At 65.3% G+C, this 11,260-nt stretch carries 11 protein-coding genes; 9 read left to right on the forward strand and 2 right to left on the reverse strand.

Translation table 11 applies throughout. From position 1 onward, the window contains the following. Positions 1–42 precede the first annotated feature (42 nt). Complete coding sequence (locus ACZY0X_RS28310; RefSeq protein WP_463775142.1) at positions 43–1,335, reverse strand: amidohydrolase family protein; 1,293 nt, start codon at positions 1,333–1,335, stop codon at positions 43–45. Between the two features lie 356 nt (positions 1,336–1,691). On the opposite strand from ACZY0X_RS28310, the gene ACZY0X_RS28315 reads away from it, so the two are divergent. Genes ACZY0X_RS28315 through ACZY0X_RS28340 form a run of 6 tightly spaced genes read left to right on the forward strand, consistent with a single transcriptional unit; the run spans position 1,692 to position 7,063 of the window. After that, on the forward strand, positions 1,692–3,032 hold the full coding sequence (locus ACZY0X_RS28315) for an aromatic ring-hydroxylating oxygenase subunit alpha (RefSeq protein WP_463775144.1): 1,341 nt from the start codon (positions 1,692–1,694) through the stop codon (positions 3,030–3,032). Next, positions 3,025–3,363, forward strand: coding sequence for a hypothetical protein (locus ACZY0X_RS28320; protein ID WP_463775146.1), 339 nt, complete (start codon positions 3,025–3,027; stop codon positions 3,361–3,363). Before ACZY0X_RS28315 ends, ACZY0X_RS28320 begins: the two co-directional genes overlap by 8 nt. 2 nt (positions 3,364–3,365) lie before the next feature. Then, positions 3,366–4,649 (forward strand): metal-dependent hydrolase family protein, encoded by a 1,284-nt coding sequence (locus tag ACZY0X_RS28325; protein WP_463775284.1) that lies wholly within the window; start codon positions 3,366–3,368, stop codon positions 4,647–4,649. Then, on the forward strand, positions 4,633–5,085 hold the full coding sequence (locus tag ACZY0X_RS28330) for a nuclear transport factor 2 family protein (protein WP_463775148.1): 453 nt from the start codon (positions 4,633–4,635) through the stop codon (positions 5,083–5,085). Before ACZY0X_RS28325 ends, ACZY0X_RS28330 begins: the two co-directional genes overlap by 17 nt. Beyond that, positions 5,082–6,227 carry an acyl-CoA dehydrogenase family protein gene (locus tag ACZY0X_RS28335; RefSeq protein ID WP_463775149.1) on the forward strand — a complete coding sequence of 382 codons (1,146 nt, stop codon included), beginning with the start codon at positions 5,082–5,084 and terminating at the stop codon, positions 6,225–6,227. Before ACZY0X_RS28330 ends, ACZY0X_RS28335 begins: the two co-directional genes overlap by 4 nt. Before the next feature lie 2 nt (positions 6,228–6,229). Continuing rightward, complete coding sequence (locus tag ACZY0X_RS28340; protein WP_463775151.1) at positions 6,230–7,063, forward strand: acyl-CoA dehydrogenase family protein; 834 nt, start codon at positions 6,230–6,232, stop codon at positions 7,061–7,063. Positions 7,064–7,081: 18 nt separating this feature from the next. Here ACZY0X_RS28340 and ACZY0X_RS28345 read toward each other — a convergent pair whose 3' ends face one another. Then, positions 7,082–8,257, reverse strand: a complete 1,176-nt coding sequence (locus tag ACZY0X_RS28345; RefSeq protein ID WP_463775152.1) for an acyl-CoA dehydrogenase family protein — start codon at positions 8,255–8,257, stop codon at positions 7,082–7,084. Between the two features lie 172 nt (positions 8,258–8,429). Here ACZY0X_RS28345 and ACZY0X_RS28350 point away from each other — a divergent pair, with 172 nt between their 5' ends. The 3 genes from ACZY0X_RS28350 (at position 8,430) to ACZY0X_RS28360 (ending at position 11,185) form a co-directional block, all read left to right on the forward strand. Continuing rightward, positions 8,430–9,146 (forward strand): TetR/AcrR family transcriptional regulator, encoded by a 717-nt coding sequence (locus tag ACZY0X_RS28350; RefSeq protein WP_463775154.1) that lies wholly within the window; start codon positions 8,430–8,432, stop codon positions 9,144–9,146. A 375-nt stretch (positions 9,147–9,521) separates the two neighbouring features. Then, positions 9,522–10,355, forward strand: a complete 834-nt coding sequence (locus ACZY0X_RS28355) for a mycofactocin-coupled SDR family oxidoreductase (RefSeq protein WP_463775285.1) — start codon at positions 9,522–9,524, stop codon at positions 10,353–10,355. Positions 10,356–10,390: 35 nt separating this feature from the next. Next, the gene (locus ACZY0X_RS28360) at positions 10,391–11,185 is read left to right on the forward strand and encodes a 1-acyl-sn-glycerol-3-phosphate acyltransferase (protein WP_463775156.1); all 795 of its coding nucleotides are present in this window, start codon (positions 10,391–10,393) and stop codon (positions 11,183–11,185) included. Positions 11,186–11,260: the final 75 nt, after the last annotated feature.

The following is an 11,260-nucleotide window of genomic DNA, read 5'->3' on the forward strand; positions in this document are numbered from 1 at the left end:
ACGCCATGACCGACGGCCGCACCGACGAGCCCACGTTGGAGATCAGTCCTTGTTGCCCGTCAGCTCTTTCGCATTGGCGGCGAAGGCCGCGAAGTCGGCGGTGCCGTGGTCGTGTTTGGAGAGGGCCTGGATCGAGACATCGTGCCCCTCTGCGGATTTGCGCAGGGCTCCGACGGTGGCCTGATCCTTGGGGATGTGGGCGAAGGGGTCCCAGTGATACCAGCGCATGGCGTTCTCATAGGTCATCTTGTTGATGTCGGCATCGGACACGTCGTTGGCCTTGAGCACCTCGTCGAGCTGCTCGGGGGCGCCGGGCCACATCGAGTCACTGTGCGGGTAGTCGGCCTCCCAACAGATGTTGTCCACACCGATCTGGTCGCGCAGCGTCACCCCGACCGGGTCGGCGATGAAGCAGGTCAAGAAGTGCTCACGGAACACCTCCGAGGGCAGCTTCCCGCCGAAGTCCTGATGGGTCCAGGTCGAGTGCATCTCGTAGGTGCGATCAACTCGCTCCAGGAAGTAGGGAATCCACCCGGTGCCGCCCTCGCTCAGCGCGATCTTGAGCGTCGGGTACTTCTTGATCGGGGCCGACCACAGCAGATCGGCCGCGGCCTGCACGATGTTCATCGGCTGCAACGTGATCATCACGTCCATCGGCGCATCGGGCGCGGTGATCGCCAACCGACCCGAGGACCCGATGTGCACGTTGAGCACGGTCTCGGTGTCCACCAGCGCCTCCCAGAGCGGCGTCCAGTAGTCATCGTGGAAAGACGGGTATCCCATCGCCGCCGGATTCTCGGTGAATGTCAAAGAGTGCACCCCGCGCTTGGCGTTGCGGCGCACCTCATCGGCACATAACTGGGCATCCCAGATGACTGGCAACGTCATCGGGATGAAGCGCGCGGGATAGGCACCGCACCACTCCTCGACGTGCCAGTCGTTGTAGGCCTGCACCAACGCCAGCGAGAAGTCCGAGTCCTCCGTAGCGAACAACCGACCCGCGAACCCCGGAAACGACGGGAAGCACATCGACCCCAGAATGCCGCCGGCGTTCATGTCCTTGACCCGCTCGTCGACCTGATAACAGCCAGGCCGGATCTCATCCAGACCCTGCGGCTCCAGGCCGTACTCCTCCTTGGGGCGACCGGCCACCGCATTGAGGGCCACGTTCGGGATCACGATGTCGCGGAACTGCCAGGTGTCCGAACCATCGGCGTTGTGCACCAAACGCGGCGCCTCATCGCGGTACTTAGCCGGCAGATGGTTCTTGAACATGTCCGGTGGTTCCACGATGTGGTCATCCACGCTGATCAAGATCATGTCGTCCTTGTTCACGACCGCTCCCTCCACATTGGCCCAGGGGCTCATCCTCGAGGCATGTTCGCTATCTAGGAAAACTAGCTTCTCACGATACGAGAATCAACATCTGATAACACCAGGTGGCCTGCTGACCCCGCAGTTTCGCCTCCACGACGGCGTGCGCGGACAGCCGCAAGACGGCCCTCCCATTGACCATCTCGCAGAAGAGTGGAAATCTATTGGTCAAATATGAGAACCTGATTCTCGTCCCCGAGAGGAAGTGGGATGTCCGCTCGCGTGGCCCGTCACGGACCCGTCCCCAATCGGCCAGCACCGCCCGCCGGCCATCCACAAACCGAACACGACACCGAACACCAGGAGAGGCAGTAGAAGTGGCACACTTCCCGAAACCCGCTGAGGGCAGCTGGACCGAGCATTGGCCCGAACTGGGCACCGCTCCGGTCGACTACACCGACTCCATTGACCCCGAGCACTGGAAGCTCGAGCAGCAGGCCATCTTCCGCAAGACCTGGCTGCATGTCGGCCGCGTCGAGCGGCTGCCCAAGGCCGGCAGCTACTTCACCCGCGAGATGCCGTCGGTGGGCACAGGCACCTCGATCATCATCAACAAGGACAAGGAAGGCGTCATCCGCGCCTTCTACAACCTGTGCCGGCACCGCGGCAACAAGCTGGTCTGGAACGACTACCCAGGCGAGGAGGTCTCGGGGAGCTGCCGCCAGTTCACCTGCAAGTACCACGCCTGGCGCTACGCCCAGAACGGCGATCTGACGTTCATCCAGCAGGAGCAGGAGTTCTTCGACGTCGACAAGGCCGACTACCCGCTCAAGCCCGTCCGCTGCGAGGTGTGGGAGGGCTTCATCTTCGTCAACTTCGACGATGACGCCCAGCCGCTGGTCGACTCGATGGGCGACTTCGGCAAGGGCCTGGAGGGCTACCCGTTCCACGAGATGACCGAGGTCTACAGCTACAAAGCGGAGATCAAGGCGAACTGGAAGCTGTTCATCGACGCGTTCATCGAGTTCTATCACGCGCCGATCCTGCACATGAAGCAGGCGACCAAGGAGGAGGCCGAGAAGCTCGCCAAGGTCGGCTTCGAGGCGCTGCACTACGACATCAAGGGCGATCACTCGATGATCTCGTCCTGGGGTGGCATGTCACCGCCCAAGGACCTCAACATGGTCAAGCCCATCGAGCGGATCCTGCACAGTGGCCTGTTCGGCCCGTGGGACCGCCCCGACATCAAGGGCATCCTGCCCGACGAGTTGCCGCCGGCCGTGAACCCGGCCCGCCAGCCCACCTGGGGCCAGGACAGCTTCGAGTTCTTCCCCAACTGGACGCTGCTGCTGTGGGTTCCGGGCTGGTACCTGACCTACAACTACTGGCCGACGGGCGTGGACAGTCACATCTTCGAGGCCAACCTGTACTTCGTTCCGCCCAAGAACACCCGGCAGCGGCTGAGCCAGGAACTGGCCGCGGTGACCTTCAAGGAGTACGCACTGCAGGACGCCAACACGCTGGAGGCCACCCAGACTCAGATCGGCACTCGTGCGGTCACCGAGTTCCCGCTGTGCGACCAGGAGGTCCTGCTGCGCCACCTGCATCACACCGCGCACAAGTACGTGGACGAGTACAAAGAGGCCCAAGCCGAGAAGGCCGCCACCAACGGGAGGGCGAAGACCGCTCAACATGAGAAAGACGGGGCACATGTCTGAAACCAAGAAGCTGCCAGCTGAATTCGCAGACCTGGAGCGCTTCAACGACTGGATTCTGCCGACCGAGCCTGAGCGTTACGCCAAGCGGCTGGCATCGACCATGGACGAGATGCAGGATCTCTACGACGTCGGCATGGCCCGGCTCGAGGAGGTCATGGTGTACCTGGATGCCCGTTTCCCGCTGCATGACATGCCCGCGGATGCCAAGAACCTGATGCACCTGATGCAGTCGGTGGTGATGGTCAGCTTCCCGGTGGAGGCCTGGAAGCAGCCGCGTGTGCTCGACAGCGGTGCGGCATGGGTCAACATCACCAGGGAGCCGGTGGTCTGAAAGTGCTGACCCTCAAAGCTGCGGGTCTACTCGACGTCGATGCCGGGGCGATCATTCGTCCCGGCATTGTCCGTGTCGACGGAGACCGCATTGTCAGCGTCGGCGAAGCCGACAAGTCAGGCAGCGTCGGCGAAGCCGACAAATCAGGCACTGTAGGCGAAGTCGCGGACGGCGACAGCTCACAGGTCATCGATCTGGGCGATGCGATCCTGCTGCCCGGCCTGATGGACATGGAGGTCAACCTGCTCATGGGCGGGCGCGGGGAGAACCCCGGCCTGTCTCAGGTGCAGGACGATCCCCCGACCCGTGTGCTGCGCGCGGTGGGCAATGCCCGTCGCACGCTGCGCGCCGGCTTCACCACCGTTCGCAACCTGGGTCTGTTCGTCAAGACCGGCGGCTACCTGCTCGACGTGGCGCTGGGCAGGGCAATCGACGCGGGCTTGATCGAGGGGCCGCGCATTGTGCCCGCCGGGCACGCGATCACCCCGACGGGCGGGCATCTGGACCCCACGATGTTCGCCGGTTTCATGCCGGGCGTACTGGAGTTGACCCTCGAGGAGGGCATCGCCAACGGCGTCGACGAGATCCGTAAGGCGGTGCGCTACCAGATCAAGCACGGCGCACAACTGATCAAGGTGTGCTGCTCGGGTGGCGTCATGTCGCTAACGGGTGAAGCTGGTGCGCAACACTATTCGGACGAGGAACTGCGCGTCATCGTGGACGAGGCGCACCGACGCGGGTTGCGCGTCGCCGCGCACACCCACGGCGCCGAGGCGGTCAAACACGCCATCGCGTGCGGAATCGACTGCATAGAGCACGGTTTCCTGATGGACGACGAGGCCATCCAGATGCTGGTCGACAACGACCGCTTCCTGGTGACGACCAGACGCCTCGCCGAGTACATGGATGTCTCGAAGGCTCCGCCGGAGTTGCAGGCCAAGGCCGCCGAGATGTTCCCGAAGGCGCGCACGTCGATCAAGGCGGCCTACGAGGCCGGGGTGAAGATCGCGGTCGGTACCGACGCGCCCGCCATCCCGCACGGGAAGAACGCGGACGAGCTGGTCACGCTGGTCGACTGGGGCATGCCACCCGCGGCGGTCCTGCGCGCGGCCACCGTGGTCGCCGCTGACCTGATCAACGTCACCGACCGCGGCCGTCTGGCCGAGGGCCAAGTGGCGGACATCATCGCCGTCCCCGGCGACCCCCTGCAGGACATCAGCGTTACACAGCATGTCAATTTTGTAATGAAGGGCGGTAAGGTCTACCGACATGACGCAGTCAACTAACCGGCACCCCAGCCGCACCGACGACCTGGTCGAGATCCAGCAGCTCCTCGCCAAATACGCCGTCACCATCACCCAGGGTGACGTCGAAGGTCTCGTCGAGGTGTTCACCCCGGACGGCACGTACAGCGCCTTCGGGTCGACATACACGCTGGCTCGCTTCCCCGAGTTGGTGGCGGCGGCGCCCAGCGGATTGTTCATGACCGGCACGTCGCTGGTCGACCTGAGCGGCGACGATCCGGACACCGCGACCGGCACGCAGCCGTTGTGCTTCATCGAGCACTCCAAGCACGACATGCGCATCGGCTACTACCGAGACACCTACGTCCGCACCGACGACGGGTGGCGGCTCAAGACGCGCGCCATGACCTTCATCCGGCGCAGCGGCGAACATGACTCCGGTCGCCCGCACGCGATCGGGCGGCCGGAGGCGGGATGACCGACGATCTGACGGCCGGCACCGAGTTCGCGACCGTCGACGAGTTCCGGTCGCAGTTCGTCGAGTGGCTGCAGAACAACGACCTGACCCCGCCGCCCGGCGACCACTCACTCGACGCTCATCACGCACAGCACTCGCGTGTGCTGAGGGAGTTGTACGAGGCCGGCTGGATGCGTTGGGGCTGGCCCGAATCCGCGGGCGGCCTCGGCGGCCCGATGATCCTGCGCGCGATCGTCGGCGAGGAGGTCGTGGGCCGCGGGCTCGACGACCCCGGACCGTACTCGATGCTCGAGGTTCTGACCCCGACGATGATCGACTATGCCCGTCCCGAACTCGCGGCGGAAATGGTGCCGCTGCTGCTGTCCGGTAGGGAGACCTGGTGCCAGGGCTTCTCAGAACCAGGTTCCGGCAGCGATCTGGCATCGCTCACCACGCGCGCCGAACCGCGCGGCAGCGACTGGGTCATCAACGGCCAGAAGGTCTGGACCAGCTTCGCGCAGTACGCAACTCGCTGCGTGCTGCTGACGCGTACCGGACCCGGCCATGCCGGCATCACGGCCTTCTTCGTGGACATGGACAGCCCCGGTATCGACGTACGCCCACTGCGGACGATGCACGGCGTCGACGAGTTCTGCGAGGTCTACTTCGACGATGTCGTCGTTCCGGCCGATCGCATGCTCGGAAACCCCGGCGATGGCTGGCAACTCGCGATGGACCTGCTGCCCTACGAGCGCTCGACATGCTTCTGGCAACGAATCGCCCACCTGTACCACAGGTTCGACGCGTTGATTGACGAGGTCGCAGGCGTCGGTCAGGCCAGCCACAACGGAACGGACGCTGAGATGGGTGCGGCGTATCTGGCCCTGCACACGCTGCGCTGCCGGTCCCGAGCCACCCAGCACCGGCTGGCCGACGGCCAGAAGCTGGGTGCCGAAACGTCGATCGACAAGGTGTTGCTGGCCGGCGCCGAACAGCAGCTCTACGACACCGCACGCGATCTACTTCCGGGTGCGATCGAGCTGGACGAAACCACCTGGCGCACTGAGTACCTGTACTCGCGGGCGGCCACCATCTACGGGGGCACCGCCGAAGTGCAGCGCAACATCATCGCCCGCCGGCTGCTCGATCTCGGGAAGGAGTGATCATGGATAACCAACCAGATACGGCGTCACTCGACTTACTCGAGGACGGACTGCGCAAGACCATGCTGTCGGCCTCCGGCGCGGAGCTCGACACGGCGCTGGCCCAACTCGGCTGGGCCGACATGCTGTCCGATATGTCCGAGCAAGCGATACCGCTGGTGTTCCGACTCCTGGGCGAAACGGGTTCGCACGCCTCGGTTCTCAACGACGTGGTGCTGCTGACCGCTGGCCGTGATGCCGGCACCACCCCACCGCTGCCGTATGCCGGCGGCACCTGGGTGGTGTGGGACGAGGCCTGGGCGAGCGAAGCGACGGGGGAAATGTCCCGGCCGAGCCAGAGTTCGACGCTGGGCGGGCTGCCACTGCACCGGGTTGACGAGGGCGGGCACCTACGGCTGCCTGACGCCCGCCGCGCGCTGGGCTGGTGGCTGGTCGGTTCGGCCAGGGCGATGCTGACGCTGGCGCGCCAGCATGCGCTTGATCGGGTCCAGTTCGGCCGACCGATCGCAAGTTTCCAGGCAGTCCGGCACCGACTGGCCGAGACACTGGTCGCCATCGAGGGCGCCGAGGCAACGCTGAACCTGCCGGGCGACGACAACCCCGATCTGACCGCGCTGCTCGCCAAGGCCGCTGCGGGCAAGGCCGCGCTGACCGCGGCCAAACACTGCCAGCAGGTGCTCGGCGGCATCGGCTTCACCGCGGAGCACGATCTGCACCACCACGTGAATCGAGTCCTGGTTCTCGACGGATTGCTGGGCAGCTCAAAGGAACTGACCCGGAGGGCCGGAGCGGGGCTGCGTGCCCGCGGTTCCGCGCCACGGCTGGCTCAGCTGTAGTCCCGCCTTCGCCGACAGTCAGCCGCGTGGCAGTCCCAGTACCCGCTGGGCGATGATGTTGCGCTGGATCTCCGATGTGCCTCCGGCGATGGTCCCCGCGAACGACCGGATGTAGCGATCGGCCCAGCTGCCTGCGTAGCCGTCGTGGTTCATCGGCCGGTAGCGCGTCGACACCCCGGGATGGATGAGCCCGTCAGCGCCGCTGGCGTTCAGCGCGTGCCCGCCGGCGGCCTGACCGGTCTCGCCCCCGAGAAGCTTCAGCACCGAGAGTGCGGGCACATCTTCCTCGCCGCGCGCGGCACGGGCGATGGCCGCCGAGCCCAACAGCCGCAGCGCCTGGTTGTCCATCACCAGCGTCGCGAAGCGGTCCCTCTCCAGCTCGGTGCGCGGCCGCCAGTCGGCGATCAGGTCGGCCAGCCGGTCGGCGTAACTGAGCCACAACATGTTCCGTTCATGCCCCAGCGAGCCGCTGGCGACACCCCAGCCCTTGTCGAGTTCACCGACCAAGTTCTGCGCGGGCACTCGCACGTCGTCGAAGAACACCTCGTTGAAGTCCAGATCGTCGCGGTCGGCCGCCGACCCGAACGGGCGGCACGTGACACCAGGCGAGTCGGTGGGGATCAGCAGCACGCTGATCCCCTTGTGCTTGGGGACATCGGGATTGGTGCGAACGAAGGTCAGCAACACGTCGGCATCGTGGGCGCCCGACGTCCACACCTTCTGTCCGTTGACGACGAAGTCGTCGCCGTCGCGCACGGCGCGGGTCTTCAACGAGGCCAGGTCCGAGCCCGCCGCGGGCTCACTCATACCCAGGGCCGCCGTGATCTCGCCCCGCAGGATCGGCACCGCCCACCCCTGCTGTTGTTCGGTGGTCCCGAAGGTGATGAGCGAGGCGGCGATGATGCCCACTCCCTGCGCGTTGAAGCTCGGCACCATGCGCCGGCGGGACAACTCCGTCTGGTGCACGTACTGCTGCAGGATGGTTGCGTTGCGACCGCCGAACTCGGGCGGATTACCCGGCACCAGCCAGCCATTGTCGAAAAGCAGACGCTGCCACCGACGGGCCCAGTCCGGAAGGTGTGACGACGAGCGAGAACGTTCGAATGCCTCGGCGTCCGTCGGGAGGTGTTCATCGAGGAATGCGACGAACTCAGCCCGGAAAGCCTCGACATCGGAATCAAAGGTCAGCTGCACGGCACTCCCCGCATGATGTGTCACGACCTGCGGCATCACACGCACGGGACGATGTGAATCGGGTCGCGGCTTCCACATAAGCCTTCTGTAATGGCAGAAATGAGAATACTATTCTCGTCATGAGGAAGTTACAATCTCAGACACGGCGGCCGCGAGGGGGTGCAGGACCACAATGCCCAGGCGTCCTCCGGTACAGTTCATCCATGCTCTTCCCACCCAGCCCGCGTCCGAGCCGCTGGTGAGCAGCCCAAGCGAAGAGCCGGCCTGGAAGCAAAGGGCCGTCGAACGCTCCATCAAGACCGCGAAAGTGCGCGCCGCTCAGCGGGTGCAGCGATTCCTCGATGCCGCCCAGGCGATCATCATCGAGAAGGGCAGCACCGACTTCACCGTACAAGAGGTCGTTGACCGCTCCCGCCAGTCGCTGCGCAGCTTCTACCTGCAGTTTGACGGTAAGCATGAGCTTCTACTCGCCCTCTTCGAGGACGCGCTCGGCCGATCTGCGGACCAGATTCGCGCGGCCGTCGCCGGCCAGACCGACCCGCTCGAGCGGCTCAAAGTCGCTGTCCAGCTGCTGTTCGAGTCCTCGCGTCCCGATCCCACTGCCAAGCGCCCGCTCTTCACCGACTTCGCGCCACGCCTGCTGGTGTCGCATCCCTCCGAGGTCAAGATCGCGCACGCACCACTGTTGGCGCTGCTCACCGAGCTGATGGAGGAGGCCGCGGACGCAGGAGCCCTGCGCCCGGACGTCAACCCGCGGCGCATGGCGGCCATGACCATGCAGACGGTGATGTTCGTCGCCCAGTCCAGCGGGTCCGAGGACGTCGCCGTCAAACCCATCTCGGCCGACGAAGTATGGGACTTCTGCTCCCACGGATTCGCCTCCAGCTAGCAGAGAATTACATTCTCGACCACGAAGAACTTCACTCGCGCCTGAGCGCGAAACTGATCTCTGGTCCGATTCGCCGTGCGCCCGGCCGGGGTCGACGCCGGAGCCTCCCCCGCCCCTAAGACAGCGGTCCGCTAGATACACGCGGCGCCATCCCCCCACCGCCACGTCTACGGGTACGCCGATCTCGCACAACGCGATTCGCCGCGGCCGGGTCGCGGTTTAAGCGGACAGTACAAACGGCCCGAGCCGAGAGAGCCGTTGACACAATGGGATCGACGGTGACAGAGTGCTGAGCAAGTGCACAGCGCGAGGCGTCTGGCGTCGAACAGGGAGTCGAGGATTCACATGGCAGGCAGCGGACGCGAGGAGCAGAAAATGGGCCGGCTAGAGGGCAAGGTCGCGTTCATCACGGGCGCGGCGCGCGGGCAGGGTCGCGCACACGCGGTTCGCATGGCGCAAGAGGGCGCCGACATCATCGCCATCGACATCTGCAAGCAGATCGACAGCGTGCTGATCCCGCTGGCCAATCCCGAGGATCTGGCCGAGACCGCCGATCTGGTCAAGGGTCTGGACCGGCGCATCTTCACCGCCGAGGTCGACACACGCGACTACGACGCGTTGAAGGCCGCCGTCGACGCCGGTGTCGAGGAGTTCGGCAGGCTCGACATCATCGTCGCCAACGCCGGCATCGGCAACGGCGGTCAGACGCTGGACAAGACCAGCGAGGGCGACTGGGACGACATGATCGCCGTCAACCTGTCCGGCGTGTGGAAGACCGTCAAGGCGGGCGTCCCCCACATCCTCGAGGGTGGCCGCGGCGGGTCAATCATCCTGACCAGCTCGGTCGGCGGACTCAAGGCCTACCCCCACACCGGGCACTACGTCGCCGCCAAGCACGGCGTCGTCGGGCTCATGCGCACGTTTGCCGTAGAGCTTGGCGCGCAGAACATTCGCGTCAACTCGGTGCACCCCACCAACGTCAACACCCCACTGTTCATGAACGAGCCCACGATGAAGCTGTTCCGGCCCGACCTGGAGAACCCGGGCCCCGAGGACATGAAGGTCATCGGTCAGCTGATGCACACACTGCCCATCGGCTGGGTGGAGCCCGAGGACATCGCCAACGCGGTGCTGTTCCTCGCCTCCGACGAGGCACGCTTCATCACCGGTGTCACGCTGCCCGTCGATGGTGGCAGCTGCCTGAAGTAGCCGCGGACAGCGCGCAGCACTGCCACACTCATGGGATGAGCGAGCCCGCGTTTGCCGGGTACAGCCCCTCGATCACCAGGTTCGTGGCCGAGAGGATCGGACCACTGCTGCGCCGGTGGTATCGCGCCGAGACGCACGGCCTCGACGCGTTTCCTACCTCGGGCGGCGCGTTGGTCGTGTCGAACCACTCCGGTGGGATGCTCACACCCGATGTGATGTTGTTCGGATCCGCGTACTACGACCGCTTCGGATACGAGGATCGGCCGCTCATCACGTTGGCCCACTACGGCGTCGTGATGGGGCCGCTCGGCGATCTCATGCCCAAGGTCGGCGTCATCGAGGCCAGCCGCGAGAACGCCGCGGCGGCACTGGACTCCGGTGCCGTCGTGTTGGTCTTTCCAGGCGGCGACTACGACTCCTACCGGCCGACGATGTCGGACACGGTGATCGATTTCAACGGACGCACGGGCTACGTGAGCACCGCCATCGCGGCGCGAGTTCCGATCGTGCCAGCGGTGTCCATCGGCGGTCAGGAGAGCCAGCTGTTCCTCACCCGCGGCTACGGAATGGCCAAGCTTCTCCGCCTGACGAAGGCACGGGTCGAGATCCTGCCGATCACGTTCGGCTTCCCGTTCGGATTCAGCGTTCTGGGGCCACCCAACGTGCCCCTGCCGACCAAGATCGTCACGCAGGTCCTGGAACCCATCGACGTCATCGCACGCTTCGGGCCCGATCCGGACATCGACGACGTCGACGTGTATGTCCGGTCGGTCATGCAGGGCGCCCTCAACGAACTGGCCCGCAAGCGCCGGTTTCCGATCATCGGCTGACGAGTGGACGTTCGCAACGATCACCGGTGGATGCCCGGTGACGCAACCGGCTTCGACGGCCTACTCACTGCGATT

The organism is Mycobacterium sp. IDUB_39, from assembly GCF_055419205.1.

Bases quoted from the DNA above. Each gene is read 5' to 3' on its own strand.
- ACZY0X_RS28320 (WP_463775146.1), top strand. From the start codon at position 3,025: ATGTCTGAAACCAAGAAGCTGCCAGCTGAATTCGCAGACCTGGAGCGC.
- ACZY0X_RS28330 (WP_463775148.1), top strand. From the start codon at position 4,633: ATGACGCAGTCAACTAACCGGCACCCCAGCCGCACCGACGACCTGGTC.
- ACZY0X_RS28335 (WP_463775149.1), top strand. From the start codon at position 5,082: ATGACCGACGATCTGACGGCCGGCACCGAGTTCGCGACCGTCGACGAG.
- ACZY0X_RS28340 (WP_463775151.1), top strand. From the start codon at position 6,230: ATGGATAACCAACCAGATACGGCGTCACTCGACTTACTCGAGGACGGA.
- ACZY0X_RS28350 (WP_463775154.1), top strand. From the start codon at position 8,430: ATGCCCAGGCGTCCTCCGGTACAGTTCATCCATGCTCTTCCCACCCAG.
- ACZY0X_RS28355 (WP_463775285.1), top strand. From the start codon at position 9,522: ATGGGCCGGCTAGAGGGCAAGGTCGCGTTCATCACGGGCGCGGCGCGC.
- ACZY0X_RS28360 (WP_463775156.1), top strand. From the start codon at position 10,391: ATGAGCGAGCCCGCGTTTGCCGGGTACAGCCCCTCGATCACCAGGTTC.